Here is a 16,198-nt window from a genome sequence, read left to right as displayed (position 1 = left end):
AATGCAGACCGTATTAGCAAAAATCGTGGCCGATAAAGCGATTTGGGTAGCAGCCCGCAAACAACAACAACCGTTAGCCTCGTTCCAGAACGACGTGCAGCCAAGCCAGCGTAGTTTCTATGACGCGCTGCGCGGCACCCGCACCGCATTTATTCTGGAATGTAAAAAAGCCTCGCCGTCGAAAGGGGTGATCCGTGATGATTTCGACCCGGCGCGTATTGCCAACGTGTACAAACACTACGCTTCGGCGATTTCGGTTTTAACTGACGAGAAGTATTTCCAGGGCAGCTTCGATTTCCTGCCAATCGTCAGCCAAATCGCGCCGCAGCCGATTCTGTGCAAAGACTTTATCATCGACGCTTACCAGATCTACCTGGCGCGCTTCCATCAGGCGGATGCCTGCCTGCTGATGCTCTCGGTGCTGGACGACGAGCAGTATCGCCAGCTTGCCGCCGTAGCGCACAGTCTGAATATGGGCGTGCTGACTGAAGTGAGCAACGAGGAAGAGCTGGAACGCGCCATTGCGCTGAAGGCCAAAGTCGTCGGCATTAATAACCGCGATCTGCGTGACCTCTCTATCGACCTCAACCGTACCCGCCAGCTGGCGCCGCGTCTGGGGCACGATGTGACGGTTATCAGCGAGTCCGGGATTAACACCAACGCGCAGGTTCGCGAGCTGGCGCACTTCGCCAACGGCTTTCTGATTGGTTCGGCGATGATGTCTCATGATGACCTCAATGCCGCCGTCCGCCGCGTGCTGCTGGGGGAAAATAAAGTCTGTGGGCTGACCCGCGCTCAGGATGCCCAGGCGGCCTATGAGGCCGGCGCGATTTACGGCGGGCTGATTTTCGTTCCCGCGTCACCGCGTGCGGTCAGCGTGGAGCAGGCCCGTGAGGTGATGGCCGCCGCGCCGCTGAGCTACGTCGGCGTGTTTCGCAATACGCCGCAAGCCGAGGTGATCGCGCTTGCCACCACGCTATCGCTGAGCGCGGTGCAACTGCACGGTGATGAAGACCAGACCTATATTGACGCTCTGCGTGCGGAATTGCCGGATAGCGTGCAAATCTGGAAAGCGCTGAGCGTGGCCGACACACTGCCGCCGCGCAATCTGAATCATGTCGACAAATATCTCTTCGACAATGGTCAGGGCGGCACCGGTCAGCGTTTTGATTGGTCTCTGTTACAAGGTCAGGATCTCAGCAACGTGATGCTGGCCGGTGGGTTAAGCGCAGACAACTGCGTAGACGCAGCCAAAAGCGGCTGTGCCGGGCTGGATTTCAATTCAGGTGTCGAGTCAAAACCGGGTATTAAAGACGCCAGCAAACTGGCCTCGGTATTTCAGACGCTGCGCGCATATTAAGGAGCAATAATGAGTACTTTACTGAACCCCTATTTCGGCGAATTTGGCGGTATGTACGTTCCGCAGATTCTGATGCCGGCCCTGCGCCAGCTGGAAGAAGCGTTTGTTAGCGCGCAGAAAGATCCTGACTTCCAGGCCGAATTTACCGACCTGCTGAAAAACTATGCTGGCCGCCCAACGGCGCTCACTAAGTGCCGCAACCTGACGGCGGGCACCAAAACCACGCTGTACCTCAAGCGTGAAGACCTGCTCCACGGCGGCGCGCACAAAACCAACCAGGTGCTGGGTCAGGCGCTGCTGGCAAAACGAATGGGCAAAACCGAAATCATCGCCGAAACCGGCGCCGGTCAGCACGGCGTGGCTTCTGCGCTTGCCTGTGCCCTGCTCGGCCTGAAGTGCCGTATCTATATGGGCGCTAAAGATATCGAGCGTCAGTCACCGAACGTGTTCCGTATGCGCCTGATGGGCGCGGAGGTTATCGCGGTACACAGTGGCTCCGCGACCCTGAAAGATGCCTGTAACGAAGCGCTGCGCGACTGGTCTGGCAGCTACGAAACCGCGCACTATATGCTCGGTACCGCCGCGGGCCCACACCCATTCCCAACCATCGTGCGTGAGTTCCAGCGCATGATCGGTGAAGAGACCAAAGTGCAGGTGCGTGAAAAAGAAGGTCGTCTGCCGGATGCGGTGATTGCCTGCGTCGGCGGCGGCTCCAACGCCATCGGTATGTTCGCCGACTTTATTGACGAGACCAGCGTCGGCCTGATTGGCGTAGAACCGGCCGGTCACGGTATCGAAACCGGCGAGCACGGCGCACCGCTGAAGCATGGCCGCGTGGGCATCTACTTCGGCATGAAATCACCGATGATGCAGACTGACGAAGGCCAGATTGAAGAATCTTACTCGATCTCTGCCGGTCTCGACTTCCCGTCCGTCGGCCCGCAGCACGCCTTCCTCAACAGCATTGGTCGCGCCGAGTACGTGTCGATTACCGATAATGAAGCGCTCGATGCCTTCAAAGAGCTTAGCCGTCACGAAGGGATTATCCCGGCGCTGGAGTCATCCCACGCCCTGGCCCACGCGCTGAAAATGATGCGCGAAAACCCGGAAAAAGAGCAGCTGCTGGTAGTGAACCTGTCCGGCCGCGGCGACAAAGACATCTTTACCGTACACGATATTCTGAAAGCGCGAGGGGAAATCTGATGGAACGCTACGACAACCTGTTTGCCCAACTGAAGGCCCGCAAGGAAGGCGCCTTTGTCCCCTTCGTGACCTTAGGTGACCCGAACCCGGAGCAGTCGCTAAAAATCATTGATGCGCTGATCGAAGGCGGTGCCGACGCCCTGGAGCTGGGCATTCCGTTCTCCGATCCGCTGGCTGACGGTCCAACCATCCAGAACGCGACCCTGCGCGCATTTGCTTCGGGGGTAACCCCAACCCAGTGTTTCGAAATGCTGGCGGCGATTCGCCAGAAATACCCAGCCATCCCAATCGGCTTGCTGATGTATGCAAACCTGGTATTCAACCGTGGTATCGATGAGTTCTACGCGGAATGCGCTCGCGTCGGCGTGGATTCAGTACTGGTTGCTGATGTGCCGGTGGAAGAATCCGCACCGTTCCGTCAGGCGGCCCTGCGTCACAACGTCGCGCCAATTTTCATCTGCCCGCCAAATGCCGATGATGATTTACTGCGCCAGATTGCCGAACATGGACGTGGTTACACTTATCTGCTTTCCCGCGCAGGCGTAACGGGCACCGAAACCCGCGCCGCCCTGCCGCTGCACCATCTGGTCGCGAAGCTGGCAGAGTACAACGCCGCACCGCCGCTGCAGGGCTTTGGGATTTCTGCGCCGGATCAGGTTGCGGCATCAATTGATGCCGGAGCCGCCGGGGCCATTTCCGGTTCGGCAATTGTGAAGATAATCGAACGCAACGTCGAGAATCCGCAGGCGATGCTCAATGAACTGAAAAGCTTTGTCCAAAGCATGAAAGCAGCGACAAAAGCAGCGTAACCTCTCAGGCCGCCCGGCATCCTCTGGGCGGCCTTCCAGCTTCCCCCTTTCCATGCTGGCCGACGCCATTCTGTCTACACACAAAAAACAGGGTTGATATATTAAATGAGAAGCATTATCTTTCTCATTACCGAATAGTTGAGTTAAACACTCAGATATTCGGTACGACATTGCTCACATTGCTTCCAGTATTTTTGCCCGCATCCAATGCGGGCTTTTTTTTAGTCCGACCGCCGTGCCATACAGATATAAACGTACCTGCGACCTGAATGAATCCCCTACTAACAATTGCCTCGCGGAAAAAAACAGAATCGCATAGGATAAAAAAACATCGCCTCGCAGGAGTCCGTCATGTCAGAGTCCCATAACATTCTCGCTTTCGCGCTCGTCTCGCTTGGTATGGCGCTCACGCCAGGGCCCAATATGATCTATCTCATCTCTCGTTCCATCTCTCAGGGGCGAGCGGCCGGGCTGGTCTCTCTTGGTGGCGTGGCGCTTGGCTTTATCTTCTATATGGTCTGTGCCGCTTTCGGCCTGACCGCGCTGATGATGGCCGTTCCCTATGCCTACGACGCGCTGCGCATTGCTGGCGTGCTTTATCTGCTGTGGATGGCATGGCAGTCCGTGCGCCCCGGCGGGCGCTCGCCGTTTCAATTGAAGGAATTACCCCGACACAGCCCTCGCAAGCTGTTCCTGATGGGGTTTCTGACCAACCTGCTCAATCCTAAAATTGCCATCGTCTATCTGTCGCTGCTACCCCAGTTTATCAACCCGGCGCACGGCAGCGTACTGGGGCAATCGTTGTTGCTCGGCATGACGCAGATTGTGATCAGCGTTTCGATAAACGCCATGGTGGCAATCTCGGCAGGGACCATCGCGTTATTTCTGGTGCGCCGTCCGTCGTTTGGCATCATCCAGCGCTGGCTAATGGGGGGCGTTTTGACCGGGCTCGCGGTAAAGATTGCCTCCGAGCGCGGGCCATCATAACGCCCGGTGGAGCAGCATCACTCCACGCCCTTGCAGGGACGTTCAAGCGTTCGTAGAAATTTATTCAGGACCTCTGAGCGAATGATTCGATGACACACCAGGGTGAGTTCGCTCTCCTCCAGCCTGTCGATGATATCGACATAGACGACATTCTCCAGGCTGACCGCCCTCGCGGAAACGGGCAGCAACGCGATGCCGAAGCCGGCGGAAACCAGGCTAAGCACAGTGAGTACGTCGCTCGCATTCTGGATAACATGCGGCTGAAAACCCGCACTATGACAGGCATCATAGAGATATTGCTCCAGGCCTACCCCTTCGGGATCCCGCAAGGAAATCCACTTATCGTCTTTAACGGAAGCCAGCGTCAGCGCCGATGAGCCCGCCAGAGGATGCTGCTTGCCGATCGCCAACACCGTTTTTTCTGTCGTAAAAGCGCGGCTTTGCAGGTCTTCCGGCAGAACCGGAATCGGTGCGCGGATGATGGCCACATCCAGCTGGTTGCTCTGCACGGCGGTGTAGAGATTTTGCACATTGCCCGTCATCATTGAAATGGAGATGGCTGGCCACTGCGCGTGCAGTTGGCGCAAACAGGCTGGCAGCTTGCTATCGAGCATCACACTCGACACGCAGCCCAGATTCAGTACCCCCTGCTCGCCTCTGGCCGTCTGTCTGGCATCAACAGCGGCCTGCTCGGCCATGGCGATGGCAATTCTGGCTTTCTTGAGAAATGCGGTGCCGGCAGGCGTCAACGTCAAACGGCGGTTTGCGCGACTAAACAGCGTGACCCCTAAACGCTCCTCCAGGGTTTTAATCTGCTGACTCAGTGCCGGTTGCGCCATATTTAGCCGCTCTGCGGCTCGATGCATGTGGAGTTCTTCAGCCACCACAATGAAATTGCGCATCAGTCGAAATTGCATCACTCACACCCAAAAATTGATAATAAAATTAATATCAAAATAGCATAAATGATGCAATTGATGATCTGTCTCGTTCGAATAAAAATAGGGGTATTGATTAGCAGGAGCAAAACATGAAAAACCAGATTAACGATCTCAGAAGCGCTATCGCATTACTCCAGCGCCACGAGGGCCAGTATATTGAAACCGATCATCCCGTTGATCCCAATGCAGAACTGGCAGGTGTTTACCGTCATATCGGTGCAGGCGGTACGGTAAAACGACCGACCCGCATTGGCCCTGCCATGATGTTCAATAACATTAAAGGCTACCCAAGCTCCCGAATTCTTGTCGGTATGCATGCCAGCCGGGAAAGAGCCGCGCTACTGTTAGGCTGTGAACCCGCAAAGCTCGCGCAGCACGTCGGCCAGGCGGTCAAAGCGCCGATTGCCCCCATCGTCGTTCCGGCCTCGCAGGCACCCTGCCAGGAACAGGTGTTTTACGCAGACGATCCTGACTTCGATCTGCGTAAACTTCTCCCGGCCCCGACCAACACCCCCATTGATGCAGGCCCGTTCTTCTGTCTTGGGCTGGTGCTGGCAAGCGATCCTGAAGATGCTTCACTGACCGACGTGACCATCCATCGTCTCTGCGTACAGGAACGCGACGAGCTATCGATGTTTCTTGCTGCCGGTCGCCATATTGAAGTGTTCCGTCAAAAAGCAGAAGCAGCAGGCAAGCCGCTGCCAGTGACCATCAATATGGGTCTGGATCCGGCTATCTATATTGGCGCCTGTTTTGAAGCCCCTACCACGCCCTTTGGTTACAACGAGCTGGGCGTCGCTGGCGCATTACGCCAGCAGCCGGTGGAGCTGGTACAAGGCCTGGCGGTCCAGGAAAAGGCGATTGCCCGCGCGGAGATCATTATTGAAGGCGAGCTGCTGCCCGGCGTTCGCGTCAGAGAAGATCAGCATACCGATAGCGGACACGCTATGCCGGAGTTCCCCGGCTACTGTGGCGAAGCCAACCCCTCGTTACCCGTTATTAAAGTGAAAGCGGTCACCATGCGTCACCAGGCGATTTTACAAACGCTAGTGGGGCCGGGTGAAGAGCACACCACGCTTGCCGGGCTGCCAACGGAAGCCAGCATTCGCAACGCCGTTGAAGAGGCAATTCCCGGCTTTCTGCAAAACGTGTACGCGCATACCGCCGGTGGCGGTAAATTCCTCGGTATTTTGCAGGTGAAAAAGCGTCAACCGTCAGATGAAGGACGTCAGGGCCAGGCGGCACTCATTGCGTTAGCCACCTATTCCGAGCTTAAGAACATTATTCTCGTCGATGAAGACGTCGATATTTTCGACAGTGATGACATTCTCTGGGCCATGACTACCCGAATGCAGGGTGACGTCAGCATCACCAATCTGCCGGGACTTCGCGGTCATCAGTTGGATCCGTCTCAAGCGCCGGATTACAGTCACTCCATCCGCGCCAACGGCATCACCTGTAAGACCATATTTGACTGCACCGTTCCATGGGCGCTGAAGTCCCGGTTTGAACGCGCACCGTTTATGGATGTTGATCCCACACCCTGGGCACCTGATCTGTTCAATAAATAGCGGTGACTGCCGCGATGAAGTTTTAGCGTGAAAAAAACTGGCCATATACTGGCCAGTTTTACCAAAGAGCACACCAAGGATACTTACTGTATAACGTCGCCTGTTGATGCATCTACACATGCGTGCATCATCCTGAATAATGACCAACACAAGATACCAGGACATTTTATACAGCCTACGACCACAGCGTTTGGCAGGCAGTACCGATATCTTCTTCATACCCAGTTATTTCACTAACGTAAGCGTCCTCTCCATTCAACTTCCCCAACGCTTATGCTATTGAGCTATTTTCCCCAACCGCCCGAAACACGTAGCCCGGGTGTCTGAGTGTAAGTGTACTACTGCGAACAGTTAATGATGCCCAAATAACGGGCGACTCGTGCACTATTTTCCTTTTCCTGACTCACTCTATCGTAGAAATGTTCGATATAGTTTTATTTCCGATATGATAGCAAGCTAAGTAAAAATATCAGACCTGTAAAAACAAGGTGATTATTCGTCATACTCTATGTAAAATAATCAAAAACCATACATCCAGCATTGAAATAACCAGAGATCATGATAAAACAATTCAAGCAGTGCATATTGATAACATGCTTTCTTTTTTCTCTTTTTTTATTGTCAAAATTTACCTTAAGGGCGACGGGTGATTCTCACCCGGAAGTCTTCAACGTCATTGTTCTTCTGTTGTTAACAAGTTTTACTTTGGGATCAAAAAAATCATATTACCTCATTACCCTCCCGGCATCGATAATTGTTGCTCTGTATGCCCCTATAGGATTTACTTACGGATATCCATCATATCAGTACGTATCCTCTTTATTTGCTACTGACGGTCAGGAAAGTTTTGAGTTTCTTACATTGATACCTTACAAATCATATATATATGCAATTTCGATCCCTATTCTTTTTTATGCATTACACTTGCTATCATATAAATTTAAAATACGACCTATTAAAAACAGAACTTACGTTATGCTAGTCGCAATTATCCTGACAATCTCGTCCGGCGCACTTATTTTCATAAAAAAAGCTGAAAATTCTATTAAGAACTTTAATGCTGATCAGGCTGAACTATCTAAATATGTATACAAAAATGACTGGAATGATGTTAATCTGACAAATGAATCAAAATATGATGACTATATTCTGATTATTGGGGAAAGTGCCAGGAGAGATTATTTTCATGTATATGGCTATCCTGTAGAAAACACACCATTTCTGGACAGTGTGAATGGTGTCATCGTTAATGGCCTGACATCCGGAGATACCTACACCATAGGTTCTTTACGCATGATGCTGACTCAAGGAGACCCTTACAGCAGGCAACCACACTACAACAAGAATATCATGGGGATGGTAAACCAGGCTGGTATTGAGTCCTACTGGTTATCCAATCAGGGCCAGTTTGGTGAATGGGACTCTCCCGTATCGGCCATTGCCAAAAATGCCGGATACTCCTACTTTACTAAATTTCAGGGATACGACGAATCTAACATCCAGGATTCAGTGCTATTACGAAAGTTAACTAACATCTTATCCCGGAGTACGAATAAAAAAAGATTTATTGTGTTGCATACAATGGGTTCTCATCCTAATGTCTGTGACAGAATCAAAGACATGGATGTTCAGTACAAATCCCGCTCCAGGATAAATAATTATATTGCTTGTTATATTTCTAGCATCAGGCAAACAGACGATTTTTTAAAAGAAACTTATAATATATTGAAGAGTAATAACAAAGGCCGGTCATTTTCTATGATTTATTTTTCAGATCATGGACTGGTCCATCGTGAAATAAATGGTGAGATTAAGCTCAATAATAACTATACCAGTAAATACCATCACGACATCCCCTTGGTTAAAATATCATCTGACGATGATAAGAGAACTGTCGTTACATCGCAGAAATCAGGTCTGATGTTTGTTAATGGTCTGGCTAACTGGATGGGCATCACTGGCGATTCAATTAGCCCCTATAACTTGTTTGATGGTATATCCAGTACACAAGATTATGGTTTAAGTAAACAGGCGTACAAAGTGAATGACCCTGCGATAGACATCACGAACGATTTAAAGTCAGGGCTTAAATAATAAGCATGGTAATTATTTGACTTTCAGCAGTTATTTCACGTTTACCAATGCCTGGTTATGCCGGGCTTTGTTATGCGTAATCGTAGCTCACCGTTTTGTTGTTCTGATCACTGTCGCTGTTTGCTAACTTCCGTACGTTTCTCAATGAAACCGGGACCATCTATACAAGGTTTTGCAGCGTTAAATCGCCCCTGCTGGCCGGGATCACCAAGTGTGCGATGAATTGGTCAGGCTGTTCCGGCGGAACCTCAAGCGAAGAAATGGTGCCCTGATAAACTTCATTAATAAGCGGCATTCTGGCAGGATCCGGAAAGGTCGGCTGATCATTACCAACAACAAAATCCTGAATTATAATCCGTCAACGCGACACATTTGAAATCAGAGGACGGCGCAACCTACGGGCTGGCATGGAAAGTTCTTGCCAGGCGTTTTTTTCTAGTGTTCACGTGCTTTTTCTTCCGTCATCTGCACAATGAGCATACAGACGGATCGCATACGATGTTGTAACCCACCCAGCCATCAATCAGGTCAATTGTCTTACCAGTACGTGCCGGGCCAACAAAAACCACCACGTCGTACTCCCGGGGCGCCAGGCAGTTCATCGGCTTCTTAGGCGATCAGTTCATCCTGGTAGAACCAACCCTTTTTCATTCCTCACCTCGGTAGAAAAAAGACTAAAAGAAATCGCTGACCTGGCTACACATCATAGAGTAAATCGGGGCTTGTATGTTTTGCCCCATGGTGTCTCCGCTGCGCAGCAGGTATAGGTTGTTCAGGTCTATAACTGGAGTTTCACAGAACCCGATGGAATCAGCTGACCAGGTCAGGATTTCGCCATTTAAATCGTTTATGCGAATAACGATGGTGTACCAACAATTTCATCCGGTTGTAATGGCATGAAGGATATCATATCGCCGCTTCGGTATATAATGGCGCTGGCAAATGATGCAAGTCTGGCGACAATAACACTATTATCACACCTAATGATGACATACCCACGATCGGGCATATTATGTTCTTTTTCCACAGCTATCCCCAGCAACAGCCATAATTAGCGTCGAATTAACAAAAGCACTTAACTAAGCTTCCTTACAAAATGCCGTATAAAGACACAAATAATCTACAGGGAAAAATGATCAATTACATAAATGCATTTTTGAAGTAAAAACCCACCGAAGTGGTTTGTATCGATCTGATATTGCTTTACCAGGTACTTAACTGCTTCCTTACGGACACCCTGACCTGATTGTTGATCTTCGCAAGCACAAAACTGGGATGATACTCGTACTTAAAAAACTGAAGTACCTGAAGACGACTGCGCATATTTAGCATCTTAGCCAATCGATCGACTCGTTGATAAAACAACTTGGGACGTACACCAATTTCATTTGCTGCATCAATCATAGAGTCTTTAAGCAACAGTCCGTAAACCGTCGTTTTTTCTCGGTGTGAGAAATGCTCCATATTCCTATGCGCTAACAGAATATCCATAACCGTTTCGTAGTCAACACCAGGACAGTGGCGGATTGCTTCGTAATATCTGGACAATGGCCATTTACTTTCTATTGTGATGAGAGGCAACAATGCCCGAGAATGCACGCCGGCATCGCCAATAAACATAAATCGTGTGCTATAAACATTCCGCCTGACGCAGTGAATAATATCCTTTATAGAATAAAACGAAGTAACATCAATAATGCAGGTTCGATGAGAATATCTGTTTTGCAGATACAAAGATTCCAGGGCGAACCGCATGTAGTTATTGCTGGTCTCAATGCTATAAGTCACTATCATGCCCCACTTAAACAGGAAGATACGACCGCCTCTTCCTGTTTTCCATTCCTGACTAGAACTAACGTGAATACCCGCCACGCCCTGCACCGGCTCTTCCACATAGCTCGGCAACGTAATCCCGGGCAACAAGATACCTCCCCCTTGATGGACTCAGTATTCAGAATACTCTCTAGCCAAACAAAATTATAATCCACTGTCACGCTAATTTATTGGAAGGAATATTGCGTAAAACATGAAATATAGATTTATATACTATACAATTGAATCGGTATGACATACCTGAACAGGAAGAAAAGAAAGATCTATCATGTAAAGATGCTCAATTAAAGGAGACGAGCGATGTTGTATACCTTTGATGAAAGGGTGATCTATGATTCCGTGAACGGCACATTGCGCCATACCAATAGTAAAGCGGACGAGACGACACAACTGACGATTATCGCCAGTAAAATTCTGCACCACCTGGTGCTACACCACGGCGAATTGGTAACCCGAGATACGTTGTTTACGGAAGTGTGGGAAAAAGCAGGGATCGTATCCTCTTCCAATACTTTAAATCAGTACATCAGTCTGCTGCGAAAAACCTTAGCCGGGTATCTCGGTGAAGGGGACATTATTGTCACTGTACCGCGGGCAGGATATTATCTGAGCAAAGACATCGATGTATCGACGCAGATTCGCCATCAGCGAAACCTCCTGCCTCATATGTTAAAATACGTTATGGTTGTGATGACTCTGGTTGTTATTTTCCTGGGTTCGTTTTTATATACAGATCAACCCAAAAAAATCACGCCACGAAAAATTGGTGAGTTGAAGGGATGTCCTGTTTATGATATTTCCGGGGTAAAGAGTGATGTTACAGATGCATCCATTTTTGCTGTTGCGAAAGAAGCGCTGGAAAAAAACAATCAAATTTGCACTGCAACAACTGCTTTCTATATTTACGCCCAGGAAACGCTACACTTACATAAACCAGCAAAGATATTATTCAGTCGGTGTATTGAATGGAGCGACAGCCGAAACACTTGTCAAAATATTTACTATTTTTCCTGGATACGTTAATGAAAAAGTTTACTATTTTATTTATTTCCGTGGGCGCGTTACTGGCGATATTTTTAGTTCTCGGGTATTGGCATTTTCAGCATAACCTCAGTTTTACTTGTTCATCTTCAACTGCGTCTTTTTCAACGCACGAAGGAAATAGCCCCTTTTTAAATTTCACTCAAAATGTAACGTTCACCCTGAAGGGAGAGGCATTAGTCAACATATCGGGTGAAATCCATAACAAAAACAATATATATACGATCAATCGAACCATCATTTATAACTATGTACGCATTGGCAGTGCTGACTATAAGTTACATGCTATAAGTGTTACCCCAACCGGTACCGATGATGTTCCTGCCGAACTCACCCGGAAATATCTGGGTCAAATACAGCCTGGTTCATATCGAGTTGTAAACATTCGGCAGCTCCCCTCAGGGGACATGGTCATTTCCAATACCTCAGGGCCTTACATTGTCTGTGCTGTGCATTAGCACCTTTGGGCTATGCAGGCAGCGGTGGCCTTTGCCAGCGCTTCTGGTTTTCTGGTGCAGAACACGGCGACTATCAGGTAATTCAACTCCGGGGGATCTCAGCGCCTGCACGAACCCGGTTTTCGGGCGCAGCCATGACAGATCGTCACCACGATTCACGCGGGATAGGATGGGAAAAAAACTGGCCATATAATGGCCAGTTTTGCAGAAGAAATCAGAAGCGATAACCAGCCGAGAACATAAACACCCACGGATCCAGTCTGGTACTGACGCTCTGGTTCACGCCGTTAGCTTTAAACTTCACGTTGGTGTCGATATCCATGTACCAGACCGACATGTTAATCAGCCAATCACGGTTAATCAGATAATCCAGCCCCACCTGCCCGGCTGCGCCCCAGGAGTCGTCCAGGCTCAGATCGGAAAGTCCTGCCTCTTTGCCGGTTTTGTTGAAATCATTATCAAAGAAGGTGGTGTAGTTGATGCCCGCGCCAACGTACGGGCGAAACTTACTCTGCGCATCACCGAAATACCACTGGGCCATCAGCGTAGGGGGTAACTGGTGAACGGTCGCGATATTACCGGTTGGGCCGGTGCCGACTTTGTGGCGGAACGGCGTGGCGGCCAGCAGTTCAATACCGATGTTATCCGTCGCCATATAGGTAAAGGTTAAGCCAAGCTGCGTATTGTTGCTGACGTTAAAGCTCCCCAAACTGCCGAGAACATTATCGGAACCCTCGGTAGGCCGCACCGTTGCAGAACCGGCACGAATGAAAAACTCCCCTGCCTCATGCGCCCAGGCACCGCCGGAAACGGTACTCAACATCAATGCAACCACTGCTAACTTTTTCATATCCACTTCCTCATTATGGTTTTTCAAGCGCGGCAAATATACCCACAATGAGTTACTTTTGAACCATCACAGATCACACAAAGTCATTAGATTTAACATTTATTAATCCAGATCAATTTTCACAACCTATGTCAGACAGGAAATTATCACCCACATCAATTTCATTGGTTTTGTCGGAAAAATTTTTTGCCCCCTCTTGTCGGCATCAAAGCGGCTGGATAATTTAGAGCGTGACAATTTTGTTGATGCGTTTTTATCAGGTGTAATCATGAGTGAAATCAACCCGTGCATGACGTGCGGTGCCTGTTGTGCGTATTTTCGAGTCTCTTTTTACTGGGCTGAAGCCGATGATGCCGGTGGCCCTGTTCCCGCGCAGCTCACCGAGCCCGTTACCCCCTTGTTACGCTGTATGACCGGCACCAACCAGCGTCAGCCCCGCTGCGCGGCCCTCTCGGGGGACATCGGCGGTTCGGTCAGTTGCACCATCTATGCCAATCGCCCTTCTCCGTGCCGCGAATTCGCCATGTCCGGTGAAAATGGCGAGCCCAATGAAGCCTGCAATCGCGCCCGCGCGCGATACGGCCTGCCGCCGCTGAATCCTATTTACAAAGATATACTTAGCGGAGCCGGCGCAGAGGCTGCTACGCAGGGGAGATTTGCGGTACAATTGCCGGCTAATTAACACCTGCAATACTCAAGGAGAGTGCATGTCTATCACGGCGCAGTCTGTATACCGTGACACGGGTAATTTTTTCCGTAATCAGTTCGTGACCATTTTGCTGATTGCTTTGCTCTGTTCATTTATCACGGTGGTGCTTGGCCATGCCTTTTCCCCCAGCGATGAACAGCTCGCGACGCTGACTACCGGAGAGCATCTGGCAGGCAGCACAGGGCTGTTTGATTTGGTGCAGAACATGACGCCGGAGCAGCAGCAAATTCTGCTGCAATCCTCTGCGGCTTCCACCTTTGCCGGACTTATCGGTAATGCGATTCTGGCGGGCGGTATTCTGCTGATGATTCAGCTCATCTCCGCCGGTCAGCCGGTCAGTGCGCTGCGAGCGATTGGCGCCAGCGCGCCGGTGCTGCCGAAGCTGCTGGTGCTCATTTTTATCAGTACGTTCCTGATTCAAATGGGCGTCATGCTGATCGTGGTTCCCGGCATCCTGCTGGCCATCGTGCTGGCGTTCGCCCCGGTGATGATGGTGCAGGATAAACTGGGCGTTTTTTCCGCCATTCGTCACAGCACTCGTCTCGGCTGGGCCAATATTCGTCTGATTGCCCCCGCGGTGGTTGGCTGGATGCTGGCGAAAACGCTGCTGCTGTTGTTTGCATCAAGCTTTGCCTTCCTGACGCCATACCTTGGTGCCGTGGTGGCTAACACGCTCAGCAACCTGATTTCCGCCTTGTTGCTGATCTATTTATTCCGCGTGTATATGCTTATTCGTCAATAATCTGATGCCGCCCATAGCGGGCGGCATGAACTACGGAATCGAAGTATGAAGCAGTTTCTTGATTTCTTACCGCTGGTTGTCTTTTTCGCCTTCTATAAAATCTATGACATCTATGCGGCCACCAGCGCGCTGATTGTCGCCACTGCGGTGGTGCTGATTTATAGCTGGGTACGCTATCGTAAAGTCGAAAAAATGGCGCTGATCACCTTTATTCTGGTGGCTGTGTTTGGCGGCCTGACCATTTTCTTCCATAACGATGAGTTTATTAAGTGGAAAGTCACCGTGATCTACGCGCTGTTCGCCGGTGCGCTGCTGATTAGCCAGTGGGTGATGAAAAAGCCGCTGATTCAACGCATGCTGGGCAAAGAGATCACCCTGCCAGAGGCAGTGTGGTCGAAGCTGAACCTCGCCTGGGCGGTGTTCTTTATCCTCTGCGGGCTGGCAAACATTTATATCGCCTTTTGGTTACCGCAAAACATTTGGGTAAACTTTAAGGTGTTTGGCCTGACGGCATTGACCCTGGTATTCACCGTGCTGAGCGGCGTGTATATCTATCGTCATATGCCACAAGATGACCATAAGTAAGCACAGAGAATAATAATGACACTACAGAATGACGCTCCACAGGGAGAGCTGGTATTACGCACTTTAGCCATGCCTGCGGATACCAATGCCAACGGCGATATCTTCGGCGGTTGGCTGATGTCGCAAATGGATATTGGTGGCGCCATTATGGCGAAAGAAGTGGCCCATGGCCGCGTGGTGACCGTGCGGGTAGACGGTATGACGTTCCTGCGCCCGGTAGCGGTCGGCGACGTAGTGTGCTGCTATGCGCGCTGCGTCAAACGCGGCAATACGTCGGTGACGATTAATATTGAAGTGTGGGTAAAAAAGGTGTCATCAGAGCCGATTGGTCAGCGCTATAAAGCGACCGAAGCGCTGTTTATCTACGTCGCGGTCGACCCTCAGGGGAAACCGCGCGCTATCCCTGCTGCATAATCACAAGCCCGGCCACCGCCGGGCTTGCTGCTTTTAGAGGAAACCTAACACTTTCAGGACAAAGTAGCCGACGACAATCACAATGATCGGCAGAATATAGAGCGGGAAGAATTGCACGAAAATGGTATGACGCGGCACCTCGACGCGGGCCTCCAGCGCTTCACGACTCATCCCTTCCGCCCCTTTCGCTTTCTCCAGAATCAGCTGATCGTTCACCCCTTCACGCAAAAACTTCGCCTGACGCGCCATGCGCGCGCCGGAGTCCTGTAGCGCCAGCGCAACGAAAATCAGCGCAAAAATAACCCAGAACATAATATTCAGGCCGTTATGAAAGTCCGGTTGCGGCGAGTTGTACCAGAAGAGATTCAGGAATGGCGTATTGAAACGCATCATATCGACCATCACGTGGACAAAATCCATCATGACGGCATCGATTCCCGGCTGCTTAGCGCTGTGTTCATACATGAATTTCAGCACGGAAATCAGCGTAGAGATCAGGGCGGGAATAAAAATAACCCACCCGGCAATACGCTTGAGGATGGCAATGCGTCCAGCTTGTTGATACGTCATGGGTTCCCCTTGTTAAGACGCAGACTCTCGG

At 50.4% G+C, this 16,198-nt stretch carries 17 protein-coding genes and 1 pseudogene; 12 read left to right on the top strand and 6 right to left on the bottom strand.

The genetic code is table 11. The features are described 5' to 3' along the window. Nucleotide 1: 1 nt before the first annotated feature. The 4 genes from trpCF to K7B04_RS15785 all read left to right on the top strand — a co-directional run bounded on the left by trpCF (nt 2) and on the right by K7B04_RS15785 (nt 4,359). Nucleotides 2-1,360, top strand: coding sequence for a bifunctional indole-3-glycerol-phosphate synthase TrpC/phosphoribosylanthranilate isomerase TrpF (gene trpCF / locus K7B04_RS15800; protein WP_223802464.1), 1,359 nt, complete (start codon nt 2-4; stop codon nt 1,358-1,360). A gap of 9 nt (nt 1,361-1,369) precedes the next feature. After that, the gene (trpB, locus tag K7B04_RS15795) at nt 1,370-2,563 is read left to right on the top strand and encodes a tryptophan synthase subunit beta (protein WP_163448901.1); all 1,194 of its coding nucleotides are present in this window, start codon (nt 1,370-1,372) and stop codon (nt 2,561-2,563) included. Continuing rightward, nucleotides 2,563-3,372, top strand: a complete 810-nt coding sequence (trpA, locus tag K7B04_RS15790; protein WP_163448900.1) for a tryptophan synthase subunit alpha — start codon at nt 2,563-2,565, stop codon at nt 3,370-3,372. The genes trpB and trpA overlap by 1 nt, the downstream gene beginning before the upstream one ends. A 351-nt stretch (nt 3,373-3,723) precedes the next feature. Beyond that, nucleotides 3,724-4,359, top strand: coding sequence for a LysE family translocator (locus tag K7B04_RS15785; protein ID WP_163448899.1), 636 nt, complete (start codon nt 3,724-3,726; stop codon nt 4,357-4,359). Nucleotides 4,360-4,376: 17 nt separating this feature from the next. On the opposite strand, the gene K7B04_RS15780 is transcribed toward K7B04_RS15785, so the two are convergent. Further along, complete coding sequence (locus tag K7B04_RS15780; protein ID WP_223802463.1) at nt 4,377-5,276, bottom strand: LysR substrate-binding domain-containing protein; 900 nt, start codon at nt 5,274-5,276, stop codon at nt 4,377-4,379. A 113-nt stretch (nt 5,277-5,389) separates the two neighbouring features. On the opposite strand from K7B04_RS15780, the gene K7B04_RS15775 reads away from it, so the two are divergent. Together K7B04_RS15775 and K7B04_RS15770 are read left to right on the top strand one after the other, a co-directional pair. Then, nucleotides 5,390-6,871 (top strand): UbiD family decarboxylase, encoded by a 1,482-nt coding sequence (locus K7B04_RS15775; protein ID WP_223802462.1) that lies wholly within the window; start codon nt 5,390-5,392, stop codon nt 6,869-6,871. 975 nt (nt 6,872-7,846) lie between these two features. After that, a complete protein-coding gene (locus tag K7B04_RS15770; protein ID WP_163445632.1) occupies nt 7,847-8,965 on the top strand; it encodes a phosphoethanolamine transferase in 1,119 nt (372 codons plus the stop codon). 398 nt (nt 8,966-9,363) lie between these two features. Here the strand turns inward: K7B04_RS15770 and K7B04_RS15760 are convergent. The 3 genes and pseudogenes from K7B04_RS15760 to K7B04_RS15750 form a co-directional block, all read right to left on the bottom strand. Next, nucleotides 9,364-9,573, bottom strand: a pseudogene (locus K7B04_RS15760) (phage terminase large subunit family protein); the annotation flags it as partial. A 239-nt stretch (nt 9,574-9,812) separates the two neighbouring features. After that, the gene (locus K7B04_RS15755) at nt 9,813-9,992 is read right to left on the bottom strand and encodes a hypothetical protein (protein ID WP_163445631.1); all 180 of its coding nucleotides are present in this window, start codon (nt 9,990-9,992) and stop codon (nt 9,813-9,815) included. A gap of 176 nt (nt 9,993-10,168) precedes the next feature. Next, a complete protein-coding gene (locus tag K7B04_RS15750; protein WP_223802461.1) occupies nt 10,169-10,888 on the bottom strand; it encodes a hypothetical protein in 720 nt (239 codons plus the stop codon). A gap of 210 nt (nt 10,889-11,098) precedes the next feature. On the opposite strand from K7B04_RS15750, the gene K7B04_RS15745 reads away from it, so the two are divergent. Both K7B04_RS15745 and K7B04_RS15740 read left to right on the top strand, forming a co-directional pair. Beyond that, nucleotides 11,099-11,821, top strand: coding sequence for a helix-turn-helix domain-containing protein (locus K7B04_RS15745; RefSeq protein ID WP_163445636.1), 723 nt, complete (start codon nt 11,099-11,101; stop codon nt 11,819-11,821). Then, nucleotides 11,821-12,297: a hypothetical protein gene (locus K7B04_RS15740; RefSeq protein WP_163445638.1), complete on the top strand. Its 477-nt coding sequence runs from the start codon at nt 11,821-11,823 to the stop codon at nt 12,295-12,297. The genes K7B04_RS15745 and K7B04_RS15740 overlap by 1 nt, the downstream gene beginning before the upstream one ends. Nucleotides 12,298-12,511: 214 nt before the next feature. On the opposite strand, the gene ompW is transcribed toward K7B04_RS15740, so the two are convergent. Continuing rightward, the gene (ompW, locus tag K7B04_RS15735; RefSeq protein ID WP_163445640.1) at nt 12,512-13,147 is read right to left on the bottom strand and encodes an outer membrane protein OmpW; all 636 of its coding nucleotides are present in this window, start codon (nt 13,145-13,147) and stop codon (nt 12,512-12,514) included. Between the two features lie 268 nt (nt 13,148-13,415). Here ompW and K7B04_RS15730 point away from each other — a divergent pair, with 268 nt between their 5' ends. The 4 genes from K7B04_RS15730 to yciA are packed head-to-tail and all read left to right on the top strand — an operon-like array spanning nt 13,416 to nt 15,597. Next, nucleotides 13,416-13,829 carry a YkgJ family cysteine cluster protein gene (locus K7B04_RS15730; RefSeq protein WP_163445642.1) on the top strand — a complete coding sequence of 138 codons (414 nt, stop codon included), beginning with the start codon at nt 13,416-13,418 and terminating at the stop codon, nt 13,827-13,829. 25 nt (nt 13,830-13,854) lie between these two features. Continuing rightward, nucleotides 13,855-14,598, top strand: a complete 744-nt coding sequence (locus K7B04_RS15725) for a YciC family protein (RefSeq protein ID WP_163445644.1) — start codon at nt 13,855-13,857, stop codon at nt 14,596-14,598. Between the two features lie 45 nt (nt 14,599-14,643). After that, complete coding sequence (locus tag K7B04_RS15720) at nt 14,644-15,183, top strand: septation protein A (protein WP_065357604.1); 540 nt, start codon at nt 14,644-14,646, stop codon at nt 15,181-15,183. A gap of 15 nt (nt 15,184-15,198) precedes the next feature. Beyond that, nucleotides 15,199-15,597: an acyl-CoA thioester hydrolase YciA gene (yciA, locus tag K7B04_RS15715; protein WP_106926567.1), complete on the top strand. Its 399-nt coding sequence runs from the start codon at nt 15,199-15,201 to the stop codon at nt 15,595-15,597. A 33-nt stretch (nt 15,598-15,630) separates the two neighbouring features. Here yciA and K7B04_RS15710 read toward each other — a convergent pair whose 3' ends face one another. Then, on the bottom strand, nt 15,631-16,167 hold the full coding sequence (locus K7B04_RS15710; RefSeq protein ID WP_163445646.1) for a YniB family protein: 537 nt from the start codon (nt 16,165-16,167) through the stop codon (nt 15,631-15,633). Nucleotides 16,168-16,198 lie beyond the last annotated feature (31 nt).

This window comes from Kluyvera sp. CRP (assembly GCF_019930565.1).
In the GTDB taxonomy this organism is placed as follows: Bacteria; Pseudomonadota; Gammaproteobacteria; order Enterobacterales; family Enterobacteriaceae; genus Kluyvera; species Kluyvera georgiana_A.
Note: the sequence above shows the minus strand (reverse complement) of the source record. Positions and strands in the feature narration are given on the sequence as shown.

What these genes read in the sequence shown, in the direction of transcription:
- trpA (WP_163448900.1), top strand. Translation starts at nt 2,563, where the DNA reads ATGGAACGCTACGACAACCTGTTTGCCCAACTGAAGGCCCGCAAGGAA.
- K7B04_RS15730 (WP_163445642.1), top strand. Translation starts at nt 13,416, where the DNA reads ATGAGTGAAATCAACCCGTGCATGACGTGCGGTGCCTGTTGTGCGTAT.
- K7B04_RS15780 (WP_223802463.1), bottom strand. Translation starts at nt 5,276, where the DNA reads ATGCAATTTCGACTGATGCGCAATTTCATTGTGGTGGCTGAAGAACTC.
- K7B04_RS15770 (WP_163445632.1), top strand. Translation starts at nt 7,847, where the DNA reads ATGCTAGTCGCAATTATCCTGACAATCTCGTCCGGCGCACTTATTTTC.
- K7B04_RS15740 (WP_163445638.1), top strand. Translation starts at nt 11,821, where the DNA reads ATGAAAAAGTTTACTATTTTATTTATTTCCGTGGGCGCGTTACTGGCG.
- K7B04_RS15720 (WP_065357604.1), top strand. Translation starts at nt 14,644, where the DNA reads ATGAAGCAGTTTCTTGATTTCTTACCGCTGGTTGTCTTTTTCGCCTTC.
- trpB (WP_163448901.1), top strand. Translation starts at nt 1,370, where the DNA reads ATGAGTACTTTACTGAACCCCTATTTCGGCGAATTTGGCGGTATGTAC.
- K7B04_RS15745 (WP_163445636.1), top strand. Translation starts at nt 11,099, where the DNA reads ATGTTGTATACCTTTGATGAAAGGGTGATCTATGATTCCGTGAACGGC.
- K7B04_RS15725 (WP_163445644.1), top strand. Translation starts at nt 13,855, where the DNA reads ATGTCTATCACGGCGCAGTCTGTATACCGTGACACGGGTAATTTTTTC.
- yciA (WP_106926567.1), top strand. Translation starts at nt 15,199, where the DNA reads ATGACACTACAGAATGACGCTCCACAGGGAGAGCTGGTATTACGCACT.
- K7B04_RS15710 (WP_163445646.1), bottom strand. Translation starts at nt 16,167, where the DNA reads ATGACGTATCAACAAGCTGGACGCATTGCCATCCTCAAGCGTATTGCC.
- K7B04_RS15775 (WP_223802462.1), top strand. Translation starts at nt 5,390, where the DNA reads ATGAAAAACCAGATTAACGATCTCAGAAGCGCTATCGCATTACTCCAG.
- ompW (WP_163445640.1), bottom strand. Translation starts at nt 13,147, where the DNA reads ATGAAAAAGTTAGCAGTGGTTGCATTGATGTTGAGTACCGTTTCCGGC.
- trpCF (WP_223802464.1), top strand. Translation starts at nt 2, where the DNA reads ATGCAGACCGTATTAGCAAAAATCGTGGCCGATAAAGCGATTTGGGTA.
- K7B04_RS15785 (WP_163448899.1), top strand. Translation starts at nt 3,724, where the DNA reads ATGTCAGAGTCCCATAACATTCTCGCTTTCGCGCTCGTCTCGCTTGGT.